Origin of the sequence: Psychrobacter sp. 219-2-C (genome assembly GCF_049560815.1) — a bacterium.
Taxonomy (GTDB): domain Bacteria; phylum Pseudomonadota; class Gammaproteobacteria; order Pseudomonadales; family Moraxellaceae; genus Psychrobacter; species Psychrobacter faecalis.
In genome coordinates this window covers 2,849,260-2,867,217 of sequence record NZ_CP186933.1, presented here as the reverse complement: position 1 = coordinate 2,867,217, position 17,958 = coordinate 2,849,260, and the positions used below count along the sequence as shown (strand labels likewise).

Sequence of the window (17,958 nt, the reverse complement as noted above, 5' to 3'; positions counted from 1 at the left end):
TGTTATAAAAATTGCGCGGGCCTTCTAAGCCTTTCAAATTTAGATACCAATAAACTCGATATAATATTAGGCGGTTAAACTATCAAGTGCGCCGCGTAGCTCGTCCATTTTTACCATAATTTTTTGCTGAGCAGTTGCAACCGCAGTCGCATCTTTAGCATCTATATCAGCAAAGTTTTGCACCAGCGCACTTCCAACGATAATACCATCGGCGTGCTGACCAATTGCTTTGGCAGAGGCCGCATCACGAATACCAAAGCCCACACATACTGGCAAATCGGTCTCGGCTTTAATCGCTTGTACTTGGGTAGCCACATCATCGGTATCGAGCGTCGCCGAACCGGTTACGCCTTTTAACGACACATAGTAAATATAACCACCGCAGTGGGTCAGAACTTGCTCGCGGCGCTCAGGCAAAGTGGTCGGCGATAATAGGAAAATCTCATTCATCGCATGCTCAGTCAAATGCTGCGTAAAGCTGCCCGCCTCGGCTGGTGGCAAATCAACCATTAAAATACCATCGACGCCTGATTGCTCGCATAAAGCGACAAAATTGTCATAACCAATGATTTCCACGGGATTCAGATAGCCCATTAGGATAATTGGTGTTTGCGTATCTTGTTTGCGGAATTCTGCCACCATGTTTAGTGCATCACGCGTACTAGTACCGGCTGCTAACGCACGCTCGCCAGCTAATGCAACAGTTGGGCCATCGGCCATTGGATCAGAAAACGGCAAGCCTACTTCAATCATATCTGCGCCATGCTTAACCAAGTCGTGTAGTAAGCCAACAAAGTTAGCAGGCGTTGGATCGCCCGCCATCACATAAGGAATCAGGGCTTTTTTGTTCTGTGATTTTAAGGTTTCAAAGGTGCTTTCAATTCGGGTCATAGTGGTTCTCTTATAATTTTAAAATGAGCTTGTTGTCATTGAATCGCGTAAAGCTCGCATCTGTTTAATAGACTTATCAAAACTCGCTTGAGCGGTTTCTATGATGGCATCGATTTGAAACAATATGTCAGCATCTAACTGACTAATAAGCGATTTCTGATGCCAAGTCTCAATATGTACTAAGCGTTTTACATAAACCGAATCTGGTAAGTTTTGGCATTTATTAATTAAGAATTCTCGCCAAGGCATTTCTCTTTTTTCATCACCATTGCAAATATTGCATGCCAGCACAAAGTTATAGATTTCATTAGTACCGCCATCTTTTACAGCCTGCAAGTGGTCAAGATGACCTTTGCGACTATTCGGATCAATTACTATATCGCAATAGGCGCATTTATTATCAAAATAATTCCAAACTTGCTGCTTCTGAGATTTGTTAGGGTGAGTATCTATAACCTGTAGTAGGCTACGTTTAATCTGGTTTTTCGCCATAGAGGGTGTGACTTTTGCCATCTTACTAATCCTCTGATTTTTCAAAATTAAATAATATAAATATATATTGTGAACCCTCTATTAAACTTAATAGAGGGCATTATCAAACTAAATGAAAAATATTAATGATTTTTAAGCTAGAAAACGAATCTACAACTCAATCCCTTCTGCCTTCATTACCGAATGCAAATCCTTATCGCCACGACCTGACATATTAACGATAATGCTTTGCTCAGGGGTCATGGTTTTAGCCAGCTTCAGCGCGTAGGCGACCGCATGAGCAGATTCAAGCGCAGGGATAATCCCTTCTTTACGCGTCACTTCATGAAAACCCTCCAATGACTCTTTATCGGTACAGCCAACATATTCGACGCGTTTCATGTCTTTTAAGAAGCTGTGCTCAGGGCCAACGCCCGGATAATCAAGTCCCGCTGAGATAGAATGCGTCTCTTGGATTTGGCCTTCATCATCTGCCATTAGATAAGTACGATTGCCATGCAATACGCCGATACGACCAGCAGCAAGTGGCGCTGAATGACGACCGGTCTCAATGCCGTCACCTGTCGCTTCGACACCATACATTTTAACTTCAGTATCGTTTAGGAAATCAAAGAATAGACCAATCGCGTTTGAGCCACCACCAACACAGGCAACCAACGCATCAGGCAATTTACCGGTTTTTTCTAAATGTTGAATACGCGCTTCTTTACCGATAATCGCTTGGAAATCACGTACCAGTAGCGGATAAGGGTGCGGCCCTGCAACCGTGCCAATGATATAATAAGTCGTATCAACGTTAGTCACCCAGTCGCGCATGGCCTCGTTCATGGCGTCTTTCAGCGTCCGCGAACCTGAAGTCACTGGCACCACTTTCGCACCAAGCAAACGCATACGATAGACGTTCATCTTTTGGCGCTCGACATCATCGGCACCCATATAAACGATACACTCTAACCCTAGGCGCGCAGCAATCGTTGCCGTCGCAACGCCATGTTGTCCCGCCCCAGTTTCGGCGATGATACGCTTTTTACCGCACATTTTGGCAAGTAGCGCCTGCCCGATGGTGTTATTCACCTTATGCGCGCCCGTATGATTTAAGTCTTCGCGTTTAAAATAAATTTGCGCGCCACCAATCTCATTACTCAAGCGCTTGGCATGATAAAGCGGGGTTGGACGACCGACATAATTGACCAAATCGTTATGATACTCTTCCCAAAACGCCGGATCGGCTTTTACTTTGGTATATAAGGTTTCAAGCTCTTCGAGCGCGGCCATCAGGGTTTCAGACACAAAACGACCACCGTGAACGCCGAAATGTCCGCGCGCATCAGGATATTGGTTAAAGTCTTGGACGTTTTCTGGATTGGTAAAGGTATTGATAGCTTTAGCAGTAGCAGATACATCTTTGTTTGCGTCATGACTCATGATAATTCCTACTATAATAAGTGGTATTTTTTAGAATAAATAAAGGGAAGGGTTTTAGGTAATGAGCTATTTAATAAATATAAATCCACCGTTAAAAAGCTAATTACTGTTATTCGAAGGTTCGCTCGGCGTCTCGTTTTGCCATCGGTCGCGTTTAACTGCTTTCATAAAGGCACGCATTTTGGCAGCGTCTTTTTTACCTTTGCCCGACTCAATACCGCCACTGACATCGACGGCATAAATCGGCAGCTCTAAAGTAGCAGCGACATTGTCGGCATCAAGCCCGCCCGCTAAAATAATAGGCAGCGAGCTGTCTTGCGGTAGCAAACTCCAGTCAAAACGTGCACCTGTGCCGCCATACTTATGAGGATGGTAAGCATCGAGCAAAATACTGTTCGCGCCAGCAGCAGCAAACTCATCAATTTGAGCGCTTACGCCAGCAGTGGTGTGCTGCTCGGTATTAATACGTAAGGCTTTTATCCAGCGTTTATTGACCGCGCTTGCCAGCTGCTGACACTGTTCGGGCGTTTCATCACCGTGAAATTGAATGATATCAAAAGGGACATGGTTTGCCAGTTCAATAAGTTCTGCTCGCGGCATATTGACCACCAAGGCCACGACACTTATAAAAGCGGGCAAAGAAGCACTTAGCAATTGCGCCTGCTCAATAGTAACAGCGCGCGGACTTGGTGGATAAAACACCAAGCCGACGGCATCGACACCCAACTGAGCAGCCATTTTAATATCACTAGGCTGGGTAAAACCACAAAACTTCACCTGCATAATGTGACCTTAGATATAACATAAAATAGACATGACACTAAATATAACGTTGATAGATTGGCTCGAATACATAGATGACGATAAATATTGATTGCCAACGCTAAAAAGCAAATATGATGATTTGTTAATTGAATGGCAAATCCATTGCATCCAAAAACTTATCCTAGCATACTTTTATTCACAGTTTTGTTTATGATTGCGATTGATTAATATAGGAAAGGTGGAATGTCTAAAACGGTGGCGGCAACGTCTCAGCACATTGCTAGCAATAATACGACGAGTGCAAACCCCGCACATTATTTAATGTGGTTTCGTCGTGACCTGCGAGTTCATGACAATACGGCATTGGCAGCGCTTTGTGAACGTGCAAATGAGGATAATGCGCGAGTCAGCGCTATTTTTTTTATGACGCCTGAACAATGGCATGCACATGATATGTCACTCACCCAGCTCGATCATATCGCCCGCACCTTGCCACTCTTAGCAACCTCTTTGCAAAAACACTTGAATATCAACTTAACCGTCCAGCTCTGTGCCAGCTTTTCTGACTGTGTTGAGACGCTAAGCACCTTGTGTGAGGTAAATGATATCAGTGTTGTCATGGCAAATCATGAGTACGAAGGTAATGAGATTGACCGCGACCAAGAACTAATAAACCAACTTGCTAAATCCGATATCAAATTTATCCGCTGGCACGACCAATGTATCTTGCCACCAAAAACCATTACCACCAATGACGATAGCATGTATCAGGTCTTTACCCCATTTTATAACAAATGGCGGCATACTTTAGATGTTAGCAGCTTACAAATGCACCAAGCCATGGCGGTAAACTATCAGTCAAAAATCAGCCAGTCAAAAACTACCCTAAAAACTGCAAAAGAGAGCGCCAATACTGTTAAAGACATAGAACAACTCAGTAAAAAAGCCGTCGAAGATTATCAAAAACGATTAGAGACTGCCCTAGCGTATCAGCACATTGATTTTGGCGCTCAGCTTGAGCAAGCTAGAACGGCTTATCCTGCTGGCGAAGGAGCTGCGCGCCAACGTTTAGAGGATTTCATCGCTGATGATATCGATAACTATGACATCAGCCGCGATGTACCAAATTTGCAAGCGACCAGCCAGCTATCAGCCTATCTCACTATTGGCGCAATAAGCCCAAGACTTTGTTATCTGCAAGCCACAAAAGCATTAGAGAGATTACAGGGTAATGATAACGACAATTTCGATAGCTTTGATAAGCCCGATAAGTCCGATAACAATGACATTAACCGCTGGATAAGTGAGCTGGCGTGGCGTGACTTTTATCGTCATGTTTTAGATGATAAGCCCGAGCTTATTCGCCATAAAGCTTATAAAGAAGAGACAGATAATAAAATTCATTGGTCATATAATCAGGATGATTTTAAGGCATGGTGCACAGGCATGACAGGCGTGCCATTGGTCGATGCGGCCATGCGCTGTCTCAATGCGACCGGATTTATGCACAATCGCTTGCGCATGGTGACGGCGATGTTTTTGACCAAGGACTTACTGATTGACTGGCGCTTAGGTGAGCGCTATTTTATGCAGCAGCTAATAGACGGTGATTTTGCGTCCAATAATGGCGGCTGGCAATGGAGCGCGTCGACAGGCACAGACTCCGCACCTTACTTCCGTATTATGAACCCTTTTAGCCAAGCTAAGAGTCATGATGCTGATGCATTATTTATTAAGACTTGGCTGCCAGAATTAAAAGACGTGCCAAGCAGTATTTTGCATAGTGAAGATAAAATGCGTAAAGCGCTCACAAAGGGCGGTCAGTTTGCTGATACTGCTTATCCTGTGCCGATGGTTGAGCATAAGGCAGCACGACAACTGGCGATTGCTGAATTTAAAAAACAACGCTGACATTTTTAGTAAAAAGCGCTAGTTTTCTACTTGAGCTACCTCTTGTGGCACACTGCCAGTTTGCACCAAACTGCTTTGTGCTGCACTATCGATATCGATAGTTGGCTTTACTATTCGTGTCTGAATGGTATAAATAGCATACGCAAGACAAGTAAAGCTTATGATGAGCAGCACCCACGTCGCAAAAGGTAGCGATTCTTTTGCTTTAGGCTGCTTGATTAATTCGTGTTTCTCATGAACGGAGGGCTGATTATTGGAAGTTGTCATAGATGCCACCTCTTATATCATATAAGCTTATTTCAACGACAGTATTTATAAGGCTGTCGTTAATGATAAATAAGTCCTGCTATATAATATAGTAACCCTATTACCAATAAATTCAAGCAACATCTGTTAAGTGGCGTAGTGGTTCGTTAAACCATTTTAAGTATTAAGCCGTTGGCATTTGACACGCGCCTGCGCCCTGCGTGGTTACCGTTACCACAGCGCCCGTCAATGAAAATAACTGCTGCAATTGGGTTTGCGCATTTTCTAATGCCAGATTCATCACATCACCGCGGCAAGCACGCTCAAGGACTTCTTTTTTCGCCATACTTTGCGCTTGTTGCAAGATTTTTGGATCGACCTGCATCATACCAAAAGCGCCCGTTTGCCAATCATAGATTTCGATATCGTCTAAATAAACAGAAAATATCTCTGACGGCGGCAAGGTAATATTGATTTGCGGCAACATTGAAACAGGTGTATTAGCATCAGCTTCCTGCACCTGTTCAACATCAATCTCTGGCTGCACCACCTGTACCATCTCTGGCGTTAATGCACTCAAATCAATCCCTGCTTCTACGCGCCCGCGTGCAATAAACAAACCCTTTTGCTCATCTTGCCACAGCTTCATCCAACTGCCTGGCTTTTGGCTAGTAATAACGGTATCGACACTGAATGCCACCGTCTCTAAACGATTTAATTTTTGAATTTGCATCACCACCCCTTCACGGGTAATGGTTTCTATCGGTTCTTCCTTAGTGAGGTTTTGCAGACTATAAATCGCAAAAGCGAGCGCGGCAAGACCGATAAGTAATACCAGCCACGATAGCATCGAGATGGGTTTTTTCGCTTGCGGGCGCTTGGCATTATTCTTATCTACTGAAGAGTGGCTATCAGGGTTGACCATGTAAACTACCTCAAGGTTTTATATTAATTCTTATCAGCATAAAATTGCTAAATACTAAGCCTTTAATGCTATTTGTTTATAAGCATTTCAAGCAGTTACTACCATTCTCCTACATAATTGATGAGTTCGATGCCACTTTAAAAAATAGCTTTTGCTTCACTATTTATCCCTTTATTCTTTTATGTGCAAAATCTATAAATCGTGCTGCTTTATCAGCTAACTAAAATTTTATCTTTGAGTCTCAAAAACTGGCAGATTTTGAGTTAAAAAATCAGCTTGTTTTTAGCATTATTATTGAGTTTAGCCACTGTTTAAGCTGAATCAACAAAAAGTCATTGCGTCTTAGGCGAACTTTACCTAACATAGTCAGATTGTATAAGCAAAATGTTGGCATGCACCCATTTTTCTGGCTTTTTTACCAAAAATATGACGCTGTCGATATGGATGTATTCATACAAAAATAAAAGTTTCACCCTTTTTGTAAGGCGTTTTATAAACGCACTTTCTAATAACGTGCTGCTTGTTGCAGTACTTTTTAGCTAGGCAGGTCCTAGACTATTACCAAGTGATAAAAGGTAAGCTTGCGTCGGCCATCAAAGCACACGCTAAATATCCTCCTATTTCTTATTTATTTTATCGTTGATAAGGTTCCGCTTTATTTATGAAAGCCAGTCAATTTTTGTTTGCCACGCTAAAAGAAACGCCCAGCGACGCTGATATCGCCTCAAGCCAACTCATGGTAAGAGCAGGTCTTATTCGTAAAATCGCTTCTGGATTGTATATCTGGCTGCCGATGGGTTTGCGCGTGTTGCAAAAAGTCGAACGCATCGTTCGCGAAGAGATGCAAAACGTCGGCGCTCAAGAAGTGCTGATGCCAATGACCCAGCCTGCCGAGCTTTGGCAAACGACCGGGCGTTTTAATGACTATGGTCCTGAGCTGTTACGCTTTAAAGACCGTCATGACCGCGATTTTGTCTTGGGTCCGACACACGAAGAAGTCATCACCAACCTTGCTCAAGGTGAGCTGCGCAGTTATAAGCAGTTGCCGATTACCTTTTTCCAAATCCAAGGTAAGTTTCGTGACGAGATTCGTCCGCGTTTTGGCGTGATGCGTGCGCGTGAATTTACCATGAAAGACGCTTACTCGTTCCACGCTGACCAAGCGTCTTTGGCAAAGACTTACCATGAGATGTACGACGCTTATACGCGCATCTTTACCCGTTTGGGTTTAGATTTCCGTGCCGTGCAAGCGGATACCGGTTCTATCGGCGGTTTTGCGTCGCATGAGTTTCATGTGTTGGCAGACAGCGGTGAAGATGATATCGCTTTCTCTGACGTTTCTGATTATGCAGCCAACGTTGAGCTTGCCGAATCGGTCAGCACCGCTGAGCGTCAGCCACCAAAAATGGCGCGAGAAGACGTTTTAACGGAAGACATGACCAGCTGTAAAATGGTTGCTGAGCATCTAGGCGTACCATTAGAAACCACGGTAAAAACCTTAATTGTCCATGGTCATACCGAAGATGATGAGCCGCAATTAATCGCGATAGTCTTACGCGGTGACCATCAGCTAAATACCATTAAAGCGGAGAAAATTGAAGAAGCCAATGTACCGCTAACGATGGCCTCCGATGAAGAGCTTAAAGCCGCTGGTTTGCATAAAGGTTATATCGGCGTTGATTTGGATATGCCCGTATTTGTCGATCGCTCGGCAGCGTCTTTGTCAGATTTTGTCTCGGGCGCCAATGAAGTTAATAAACATACCATCGGTATGAACTGGGCGCGTGACGCCAGTATTACCCGCGTCGTTGATGTGCGCAATGTACAAGAAGGCGATCCTTCTCCTGACGGTAAAGGCAGCCTAAAAATCAAACGCGGTATCGAAGTCGGTCATATCTTTCAGTTGGGTGATAAATACTCGCAAGCGATGAATGCGACTGTCTCTGGCGAAGATGGCAAGCCTGTGACCATGATGATGGGTTGTTATGGTATTGGCGTTAGTCGTATCATCGCAGCTGCTATCGAGCAGAACAACGATGAAAACGGCATTATGTGGCCACAAACGCCAAGCATTGAAGATTCAATTGCGCCGTTTGAAGTCGCTATCATACCGATGAAGTCAAAAGAAGACACCGTCATGCAGACGGCGACCGCGCTGTATGAAGAGCTAAAAGCTCAAGGGGTTAACGTCCTACTTGATGACCGTAATGAGCGCCCGGGCGTGAAGTTTGCTGACCTTGAATTGATTGGTATTCCGCATCGTATCGTGGTTTCAGACCGTAACTTGGCTGAAGGCAAATACGAATACGTCAATCGCCGTGAAACAGAAAAGCAAATGCTGAGCCGCGAAGAAGTGATGGCAAAAGTAAGCGGCAAATAGTTTTTAATAAAACTTGCTCAATAAAAAAGCGCCTATCTGAATCAGATAGGCGCTTTTTTTAAACCAAACGCTGCAAAATCAATTTAAATAAGACCATTACCTTACTGGCGAATTAAACGACTTGGCTGCGGTAATAACTTTATATCACTGACGCGGCAAGGATTGATATCGATACCGCCGCGACGTGTATACCACGCACGCACCATCAGCTCGCTTGGCTCATAATGTTTGCTTAAATCAGCAAATATTTGCTCGACACACTGCTCATGAAAGCCATTATGCTGACGGAAACTTAAAATATAACGTAACATACTTGCTTCATCAAATGCTTTATTACTAGTAATCGAAACCGCTAACGTCCCCCAATCGGGCTGATTGGTCACCGGACAATTACTCCGCAGCAAGTTAGAATAAAAAGTATAAGGCTGAGCAACTTCCGCCGTATTGTTGCTTGCTACTTTATTATCATCTTCCTTGCTCTCTAGCAATGACGCGTCAGGATGTTCCGTTAGCGCGACTTTCTCGCTACTATTGGCAAGCGCGTCATCAATACAAACCCCCTCAGGTTGAGCAATTAACAGCCCTGAATGCTTATCGTCTAAGCCAAACAACTGAGCGGTTACTTCTGCTTGTACGCATGATGATAAATCTTTAGCAATCAGCGCTTGTACTTCATTCCAACTAGCGAACTCGGTAAAGTTAATACTATTTAAATATAGTTTTAATGACTTTGATTCGACGATAAATGGCGAGCTGGCAGGAATAGCAAAGCGCGCAATAGCCACTTGTGAAACACCTTGTGCATTTAACCAAGATAGCTCAAAGGCGTGCCACCAATCGACGCCCACTGCTAGCTTATCATCTTGCCAGCCAATCACATCGCGCCCTAGATTGCGCGCTATTGGATAGAGGGTCTCGGGACTATACTCAGTTGGATAATCAGTGGTTTGTTCGCCTAAAATACCGTGAATACTCATGGCTACTTCCTAATAGTAAAACTGATGATATTTAAGATGTTAGAGATTATAAATAGAACTCGCCCTAACTTATAAACGAATACGCGAACCATCACTTAATAGTCGATAAGAGATGATATAAAAAATGACGCAAAAAGCAAAGATAGCCGCCATCGAATACCATACATTGACATCAGAATAGCCAAGGATACCGTAGCGGAAAGAGTTCACCATATAGACAATTGGGTTTAACAGCGAAATATTTTGCCAAAATGGTGATAAATTTTCCATCGAATAAAACACCCCGCCAAGATAGGTCAGCGGCGTCAAGACAAAGCTTGGAATAATAGAAATATCATCAAATGAGCGCGCAAATACGGCGTTGATAAAGCCGCCAAGCGAGAATAAAACCGAGGTGCCAATCACCGTAAATAGGGTGATAAATAAGTGCTCAATACCCAGCTTGGTAAAAAATAACGCCACAATAAAGACGATGACCCCAACCGCCAGTCCGCGGAAAATACCGCCACTGATATAACCTGTCAAAATAGCGTGCTTAGAGATTGGCGATACCAACAGCTCCTCAATGCTTGAGTGAAACTTGGCACTAAAAAAGCTCGAGACCACGTTCGAGTAACTATTAGTGATAATTGCCATCATAATCAAACCGGGCACGATAAACTGCATATATGGCACACCGCCCATCTCGCCCACGCGCGAACCGATCATTTTACCAAAGATGACAAAATACAGGCTCATCGTAATAACTGGCGGCAATAATGTCTGCGGCCAAATGCGTAATATGCGGCGAATCTCTTTAATCAGCAGGGTGCGAAAAGCAATCCAGCGTTGTGCGAAGTTCATGCGTTATCTCTCCTAAGCAGTCTACAGGCTAATATCAAAACGCTATCACGGCCCGCAGATTGCCTATATGGTTGCTATATTTATAGTGGTCTATTTATGTGGGTAAATCGAGAAATTATGAATAAAACAGCCTACGAGCTTAAAGGTTCATGCAAGCTTTTATCGACCAAGCGCATAAACAACTCTTCTAAACGGTTGGCTTTATTACGCATACTGGCGACCAAAACGCCTTGCTTAGACAACTGCTCAAAGACACCGTTTAGCGACTCCCCTTCTGTCAGGGTCACTTCAAGCGTTAAATCATCGGGTTGTAGCGTGTCAGTGACCCCTGTTAAAGCAATTTGTTTGGTCAATGGCGTCGCCAAATCAAAGACAAAAGTTTCGACCGATAACTGCGCAAGTAAATCCTTCATTTCCGTATTAATACGAATCTCACCATGATCTAAGATAGCGATACGCTTACAAAGCTGCTCTGCTTCTTCCAAATAATGGGTGGTCAAAATAATCGTGGTATTTTCTTCAACGTTAATCTGCTGCATAAATTCCCACATCGAGCGGCGCAGCTCGATATCAACCCCAGCCGTTGGTTCGTCGAGTATCAATAGCTTTGGTTTATGAATCAAGGCGCGCGCAATCATCAATCGGCGCTTCATACCGCCCGATAGCTCGCGCGCTTTATTATCGCGCTTATCCCATAAGCCTAATGCTTTGAGCAGTTTTTCTGCTCGCGGCTTAGACTCTTTTGCTGCAATACCAAAATAGCCGGCCTGAGTAATCAAAATATCTTCAACTTTTTCAAACTGATTAAAGTTAAATTCTTGCGGTACCACGCCCAAAAACTGTTTGGCTTTTGAAGGTTCAGCCAATAAGTCAGTACCAAAGATATGCACACTACCCGCCGTTGGCTTAAACAGGGAGCTAATGATACCAATCATCGTTGATTTGCCCGCACCATTTGGCCCAAGGAGCGCAAAAAATCCACCTTGTGGCACTGTCAAGCTGACATTTTTTAATGCCGAAAACCCGTTGCCATAGGTTTTAGATAAGTTCTGGATAGATAGCGCTGGCACCTCAGACATGAATACCTCTTTATTAGTGATGTATCTATAAAGGAATATAGAAGACGATTCGGGAAAAGTTAGTTTCTCTCATATTTGCTCTCGTCTCTTACGACGAGTCTAGTGTCTAGATGTGAGGCTCACGGTCACGGATTTCAACATTAGGATGATATAACCACGATATTAATAATATCAATCGACGCCCACAAAAAAACGCCTACCTCATTAAATGAAATAGACGCTTTATAAACTTCTAGATATGACTGCTGTTATTCGCAATACTGTAGCGTTTTTAGAATATTTTGACTATATTAAGCAGAATAATCATAAAAAAGCAAAATAGGAAACGATAGCTACTTTACCGTCTCCTACTTTTTTCTATTGCTCTTTTGCACATGGCACAGGCAATTAGCTTGCTTCATCAACCATATAATCTACTGCGCTTTGCACTTCTTCATCAGGGATGTCAGCGCCACCTTTAGCAGGCATAGCGTTAAAGCCGTTGATAGCATGGGTATACAAGGTATCTTTACCTTTAGCGATACGAGGACCCCAAGCGCCTGCATCACCTAGCATAGGCGAACCAAGTAAGCCTGAGGCGTGACACGTTTGGCAGACAGCGTTATAAACGGCTTTACCATCACGCGGACCATCACCTGCTGCTGGCCCTGCAGAACGTGCAGTGACGTCGCATACTTCGTCGTCCTCAAAGCAGACTTTAGCAACCGGCTGAATACGAGCAATCAAGTTAGGATACAAAGCGATGAGCTTTTGTACTTGTGGCGTATCTTGCGGAATAGGCTCTTCTTCAGCGGCAGGTGCGGCAGCGGCTGTTGCTTCTTCAGCAGGAGCATCTGCATCGGTCGCGTCTGCTTGCGCAGCTTCATCGGTAGCTGCAGCGCCATCGGTAGTATCAGCAGCAGCTTTGGTATCGTCACCCAATTTTTCAGGCAAGTTATCGACAACCTCTTGCCCTTCTGCGACATCAGATACGGTTACAGGCGTGTCTACAACACTTTCGGCTTGGCTCACAGCGATACTAGCGATTCCTAGAATGGCAGCTGCCGATAACATAACTACTTTTCTCATTCGTCACGTTCTCTTATTGCGTATACAAGGGCCGACACGACTTGGACATTCTGTTTGTCCTCCTTTGATAACCAAGCAGTTATCAATAGCAAACAGCCATCCCGCATACGGGCGCGCTTGTAATCGGTGATTATAAATATGAATTCTCCCTGACATTATAAGGGAAAAGACGGGTAGATTGCCATGCCTGTTTGCCGACTATGGTGTTTTTTCTTAAAAAACGCCAATAGCGGCCTTCATTCATTGGCTTTATGACTTTTATTTGTTAGACTAAGCGGTCTTAATTTTTAGACGCCTTTTCGTTCTAACGACAACCAATTGCACTTATTTATACACGTCATCAGTTTATTGGATTTTAGTCGATCAATTATGCGCTCGTAGCTCAGTTGGATAGAGTATCGGTTTCCGAAGCCGAGGGTCGTGGGTTCGATTCCCGCCGAGCGCACCAATCATCATAATCAGTCGTGTTTTACCCTTTTCTAGTCTTACCTATTATCTCATAACACTTTAACGGCAACGCTTTACGCTGTTAACTGCTGCCTATTACTGTGCGCTAACAACGATAAAATGTTGTATATAAAGTTGTTAAATCTATTTAATTTGTAAAAACCTATTCCGCATCTTGCAAATTTGCCATTAGCTGAGCGCGGCTAGGTACACGGTGATAATTAATCACAGGTACGTCACCCAAGCGGCGCTGACCGGCGGCAAGCTTTTTATCAATGGTAATCATTGCCACTTTTTTATCTTGCTTCCTAACCAGTAAATGATTGGCTTTACGGTTGACACGGTAATCAGGAAAATGCTGCTTAACCAACTCTGCAGTTCTTTGTAGCCCATCATTGAGTGGTGTTTTTGCGCGTCCCGACTTTAGGTTGTGCTTATCGGCGGCTTTAGGCGCGCGCGATTTTGCCAATAACCATAGTCCCATGACAACTGCGAGCAATATGACAAGCCACCAAATACCATCTATCATAGAAATCTATATCCAATCTTAAAAAGGGATGGCTCATGTTAACAGAATTATCACCTGCGTTAATAGCCGAAGTCGAGCGCGCTGCCAAATTGCTGGGCTCAAAACAGCGCATCTGTATTTTAACGGGCGCTGGAATTTCAGCAGAAAGTGGCATTCCAACGTTTCGAGATAAGCAAACAGGCCTTTGGGAAAACTATGTGGCTGAGGACTTGGCAACGCCTGAGGCTTTTGCTCGCGACCCAAAACTGGTGTGGTCATGGTATCAGTGGCGCCGGCATTTGGTCGCTGAGAAAAAACCAAATCCTGCCCATGAAGCTTTAGCGCAGTGGCAATATCATAGCCAATCTACCGATCAGCAATTGACGCTTATTACCCAAAATGTGGATGATTTGCATGAGCAGGCTGGTAGTAGTGTCACCCATTTACATGGCAATCTTTGGCAAAATCGCTGCAGTCAATGCGATGCGCCCTACCAAGAGCAATCTAGAGGCTCATATAATAGTGCTGATACCATAGATTATAGTGACGCTCTGATTACTTGCTCGCACTGTGAAAGCTATATACGTCCCGATATCGTCTGGTTTGGCGAGGCGTTGCCTGTACAAGCATGGCAGACAGCGGAGGACGCGGCGGCCAATAGTGAGGTGTTTATGAGTATTGGCACCTCAAGTCTCGTTTATCCTGCGGCAGGTCTCGCACAATTGGCAAAAGATAACGGCGCTAAAATCATCGAGATAAACCCACATCCAACGCCAAATACCATTGTTGATATTACTCTAGCAGAAAAGGCTGGGATTATTATGCCGTTATTAATCCAGAAAATTACGGCCATGTAACTGTCGCCTAAAAAGCACTTTGTAAAAAAGGAAAAGGCTTAACGATTTATATAACCGTTAAGTCTTAACTATTGAAAATAACTTTACTCACTCTATTGCAGAGCAAAATCCACTTGCGCTAGGTATTTCTCTTTTAATTCATTATCTATAAATGAAGATCTAAAAGAGTTTTTTACCAAAGTAATAATATCATTTTCTGTCAGCGGTAGATGGTTGCATATATTGATAAAGTTTTGATTCATATACCCTTTAAAATAAGCCGGATCATCAGAGTTGACGCTGACATTTAAGCCATAGTCTAGCAGCTCTTTAATATTGTGCTGTTTGTAACTCTCAAATACCTTGAGCTCAATATTAGAATTGGGGCAAACTGTCAGCGGCATTTGCTCGTCTTTTAGGCGTTGCATCAACGCTGCACTTTTTATCGATTGTACGCCATGATCAATGCGATTGATTTGCAATAAATCTAACGCTTCATAAATATAAGAAAAATCTGCTTCCTCGCCAGCATGAGCGACCAGCTTAAAGCCCGCTTCTTTGGCCTTTTTAAACACTTCTTTAAACTTGGCGGGAGGGTTGCCCAGTTCTGAAGAATCCAGACCGACGCCGATAATATCGTCTTTAAACGCCATTGCTTGCTCTAAAGTCTCAAACGCCTCTTCTTGCGATAAGTGGCGTAAAAAGCACATGATAATACAAGAGGTGATGCCGTATTTTTCTTTGGCATCGGCAAGCGCTTCTTTAATACCAGTAATGACTGTCGCAAACTCAACCCCTCTTGCAGTATGAGTTTGCGGATCAAAAAATATCTCCGTATGGACGACATTATCTTCGACACACTTTAAAATATATTCCCACGTTAAATCATAGAAATCGTCTTTGGTAATCAGAACGTTGGCGCCCGCATAATAGATATCTAAAAAAGTTTGTAGATTGGTAAAATTATAGGCACGGCGGACGTCTTCGATATCCTTATAAGGGATAGCGATATTGTTCTTTTTCGCCAGTCTAAACATCAACTCCGGTTCTAATGAGCCTTCGATATGTAAATGCAGCTCTGCTTTCGGCAATTTTTTTATCAGCTCAATCATGGTATTGGCATGGTCCTGTATCTAAACTTACTTGTTATTTCTTTAAGCGTTATTTTAAAAATACTGTTAGTTTGTAAAATTGTTAATAAAGAAACTGCTAATTTGGAAACTATTATTTTGGAAACTATTATTTTGGAAAATTGCTATTTTAAAAACACCACAGTATCGGACAGCTCATTGCCAGCAGGGTCATGTTCAAGATGATAATACTGACGCAACAACTGACCTACCTCATCCAATAACTCCATCAGGCTTTCTTCAGTTTTTTGATTGGCGATACCTGAGACCGCTTTTTCGCACATGGCGCTCCAAACAGTTGGACTGACATGTGTGCTGATACCGCGGTCAGCGACGATTTCTAGCTTGTGCTCGCAAATATTGACATAAATCAAAACGCCGGTATTTTCTTCGGTATCCCACACGCGATATTCGCTAAATAAATCAATTGCTCGATCGCGGCAGTCAAGATGATAAGCATCTTGGATAGGTAAGTGATTTTCGATAATTAAAAACACCTCGCCGCGATGTCCGCGCTCAGCCAGCGTCACCTGCTCTGTCAGCCGAGCTTTGGCCGCGGGCGTGAGCCACTTGCTATGCAACATAGGGACAAACAGTACTTGACGCCACCAACGCGCAAAACTTGCCTGCGACGAATTGCTTTTTACCATTATATTATATCCTCAAGTACGCCATTGCTGGCAATTTTCTAATGTCTGAGCCTAATTTACCCTTCTTACTCTTATAGAAATCGCCTCTACCAAGAGCCGCCTGCCCCGCCGCCGCCAAAGCCGCCGCCACCGCCGCCGAAGCCGCCACCACCAAAACCTCCGCCGCCGAAACCTCCACTACCACCGCCCATACCGGGCAGGAATACTATACCGCCGCCACCGCCGCGTCCTCCACGACCACCGCCTGAGCCACGCGAAATTAAAAACAGCCATATAAATATCGCCATAATTAACGTCATAAAGAAACCGCCGCCCAAGGCCAGCGAGCCTACAAAGAAACCGCCAGCGGTCAGGATAGAACCAAAGATGCGCCCAAAGATACTGGTAATAAAGCTACCAAATATCATTGCCATGACAAATAAAAACACTGGCGATGGGTTATCACCAATGTCATTTTGATTTTGACTGCGTTCGGCCGCTTGCGCATCGGCACGCGCCAATACTTCAGGATCAGCGGTCAGGCGCGTTTGCAGCGCGCCAATGCCCGCCAATATCCCAGCGCCATAGTCATTTTGCTTAAATAGTGGTGTGATGTCTTCGCGAATAATACGGTTGACCGCCGAATCTGGCAACACCCCTTCTAGTCCGTAACCCGTTAAAATATAGATATTGCGGTCATTAACGGCAACGACCATTAGCAGGCCATCGTCAATATCTTTATTACCCAGCTGCCATTTTTCGGCAACTTGTAGCGCATAATCAAAGATTGGCATGCCATTGGTGGTCGGTACAATGACCACCGCAGCTTGCGCCAAACCTTGCTGATAAATGCCTCTTAGCTGCGCCTCTAAACGCTGCTTTTCTTGCGGGTTTAAGATATTGGCTTGGTCGATAACTGGCGAGTTTAAGATGAGCTTATCGGCATCGACACCCTGAGCGCTTGATTGTACAGGCGGACGATTAGAAGTTGTTGAGGTGGTCGTATTACTATCGGAATTAGCAGCATTAGGATTGATAGCATCATTGCCAAGAACAGCTTCGTTAATTGCTTCGTTACCTAAGACGGCATCGTTGATGGCTTCATTAGTTTCGGCAGCTTTTGCAATCGCTACCAATTCCTCGACACTACGGTTTTGCATATCTGAGGTGCTATCGCTAGCAACCGCCGTATTATTATTAGCATCGGGTGCTGCATGCAGCAGCGAGCCACTCCCAATACTTAGAGTAAATAATAATGCGGATAATAGTGCTGTTGAATGCTTCATCTAATCTATACCACCTCAAATGACATCTGTACTAATAAATGACGACAAAACCAACTGCTATAAACGACAACAAAAAAAACGACTGACGATTAAGGCGTTCTATCATTTTTGAGCAAATAA

General features: G+C 43.9%; 17 protein-coding genes and 1 tRNA gene. 4 read left to right on the top strand and 14 right to left on the bottom strand.

From position 1 onward, the window contains the following. Positions 1 to 66: 66 nt before the first annotated feature. The 4 genes from trpA to ACPEGP_RS11790 form a co-directional block, all read right to left on the bottom strand. Complete coding sequence (gene trpA, locus ACPEGP_RS11805; protein WP_423813530.1) at positions 67 to 891, bottom strand: tryptophan synthase subunit alpha; 825 nt, start codon at positions 889 to 891, stop codon at positions 67 to 69. Between the two features lie 18 nt (positions 892 to 909). Further along, positions 910 to 1,404, bottom strand: coding sequence for an HNH endonuclease (locus ACPEGP_RS11800; protein WP_423813529.1), 495 nt, complete (start codon positions 1,402 to 1,404; stop codon positions 910 to 912). Positions 1,405 to 1,533: 129 nt separating this feature from the next. Continuing rightward, positions 1,534 to 2,808, bottom strand: coding sequence for a tryptophan synthase subunit beta (gene trpB / locus ACPEGP_RS11795; protein WP_423813528.1), 1,275 nt, complete (start codon positions 2,806 to 2,808; stop codon positions 1,534 to 1,536). Between the two features lie 99 nt (positions 2,809 to 2,907). Further along, entirely contained in the window at positions 2,908 to 3,591 is a 684-nt protein-coding gene (locus ACPEGP_RS11790; protein WP_200662375.1) for a phosphoribosylanthranilate isomerase, read from the bottom strand. A gap of 225 nt (positions 3,592 to 3,816) precedes the next feature. On the opposite strand from ACPEGP_RS11790, the gene ACPEGP_RS11785 reads away from it, so the two are divergent. Further along, complete coding sequence (locus ACPEGP_RS11785; protein ID WP_423813527.1) at positions 3,817 to 5,484, top strand: cryptochrome/photolyase family protein; 1,668 nt, start codon at positions 3,817 to 3,819, stop codon at positions 5,482 to 5,484. Positions 5,485 to 5,502: 18 nt separating this feature from the next. On the opposite strand, the gene ACPEGP_RS11780 is transcribed toward ACPEGP_RS11785, so the two are convergent. Both ACPEGP_RS11780 and ACPEGP_RS11775 read right to left on the bottom strand, forming a co-directional pair. Beyond that, entirely contained in the window at positions 5,503 to 5,751 is a 249-nt protein-coding gene (locus tag ACPEGP_RS11780; protein WP_198328659.1) for a hypothetical protein, read from the bottom strand. Positions 5,752 to 5,914: 163 nt separating this feature from the next. Next, positions 5,915 to 6,655 carry a DUF4230 domain-containing protein gene (locus ACPEGP_RS11775; RefSeq protein WP_423813526.1) on the bottom strand — a complete coding sequence of 247 codons (741 nt, stop codon included), beginning with the start codon at positions 6,653 to 6,655 and terminating at the stop codon, positions 5,915 to 5,917. A 661-nt stretch (positions 6,656 to 7,316) separates the two neighbouring features. Between ACPEGP_RS11775 and ACPEGP_RS11770 the strand changes: the two genes are divergently transcribed. Then, positions 7,317 to 9,035 (top strand): proline--tRNA ligase, encoded by a 1,719-nt coding sequence (locus ACPEGP_RS11770; RefSeq protein WP_191691674.1) that lies wholly within the window; start codon positions 7,317 to 7,319, stop codon positions 9,033 to 9,035. A gap of 101 nt (positions 9,036 to 9,136) precedes the next feature. On the opposite strand, the gene queF is transcribed toward ACPEGP_RS11770, so the two are convergent. The 4 genes from queF to ACPEGP_RS11750 all read right to left on the bottom strand — a co-directional run bounded on the left by queF (position 9,137) and on the right by ACPEGP_RS11750 (position 13,002). Next, on the bottom strand, positions 9,137 to 10,012 hold the full coding sequence (queF, locus tag ACPEGP_RS11765) for an NADPH-dependent 7-cyano-7-deazaguanine reductase QueF (protein WP_423813525.1): 876 nt from the start codon (positions 10,010 to 10,012) through the stop codon (positions 9,137 to 9,139). A gap of 69 nt (positions 10,013 to 10,081) precedes the next feature. Further along, positions 10,082 to 10,855, bottom strand: a complete 774-nt coding sequence (locus ACPEGP_RS11760) for an ABC transporter permease (RefSeq protein ID WP_068408525.1) — start codon at positions 10,853 to 10,855, stop codon at positions 10,082 to 10,084. Between the two features lie 131 nt (positions 10,856 to 10,986). Further along, entirely contained in the window at positions 10,987 to 11,934 is a 948-nt protein-coding gene (locus ACPEGP_RS11755; RefSeq protein WP_423813524.1) for an ABC transporter ATP-binding protein, read from the bottom strand. A 387-nt stretch (positions 11,935 to 12,321) separates the two neighbouring features. Beyond that, positions 12,322 to 13,002, bottom strand: a complete 681-nt coding sequence (locus ACPEGP_RS11750) for a c-type cytochrome (RefSeq protein ID WP_198328663.1) — start codon at positions 13,000 to 13,002, stop codon at positions 12,322 to 12,324. A gap of 371 nt (positions 13,003 to 13,373) precedes the next feature. Here ACPEGP_RS11750 and ACPEGP_RS11745 point away from each other — a divergent pair. Then, a tRNA-Arg gene (locus tag ACPEGP_RS11745) sits at positions 13,374 to 13,450 on the top strand. 162 nt (positions 13,451 to 13,612) lie between these two features. Here ACPEGP_RS11745 and ACPEGP_RS11740 read toward each other — a convergent pair. Then, complete coding sequence (locus ACPEGP_RS11740) at positions 13,613 to 13,978, bottom strand: hypothetical protein (protein ID WP_191691669.1); 366 nt, start codon at positions 13,976 to 13,978, stop codon at positions 13,613 to 13,615. Positions 13,979 to 14,013: 35 nt separating this feature from the next. Between ACPEGP_RS11740 and ACPEGP_RS11735 the strand changes: the two genes are divergently transcribed. Further along, on the top strand, positions 14,014 to 14,814 hold the full coding sequence (locus ACPEGP_RS11735) for an SIR2 family NAD-dependent protein deacylase (protein WP_423813523.1): 801 nt from the start codon (positions 14,014 to 14,016) through the stop codon (positions 14,812 to 14,814). 92 nt (positions 14,815 to 14,906) lie between these two features. Here the strand turns inward: ACPEGP_RS11735 and ACPEGP_RS11730 are convergent, their stop codons facing one another. The 3 genes from ACPEGP_RS11730 to ACPEGP_RS11720 form a co-directional block, all read right to left on the bottom strand. Further along, the gene (locus ACPEGP_RS11730; RefSeq protein ID WP_286797091.1) at positions 14,907 to 15,905 is read right to left on the bottom strand and encodes an adenosine deaminase; all 999 of its coding nucleotides are present in this window, start codon (positions 15,903 to 15,905) and stop codon (positions 14,907 to 14,909) included. A 143-nt stretch (positions 15,906 to 16,048) separates the two neighbouring features. After that, complete coding sequence (locus tag ACPEGP_RS11725; RefSeq protein WP_068408537.1) at positions 16,049 to 16,573, bottom strand: TPM domain-containing protein; 525 nt, start codon at positions 16,571 to 16,573, stop codon at positions 16,049 to 16,051. Positions 16,574 to 16,659: 86 nt separating this feature from the next. Beyond that, positions 16,660 to 17,838, bottom strand: coding sequence for a TPM domain-containing protein (locus tag ACPEGP_RS11720; protein WP_198328667.1), 1,179 nt, complete (start codon positions 17,836 to 17,838; stop codon positions 16,660 to 16,662). Positions 17,839 to 17,958 lie beyond the last annotated feature (120 nt).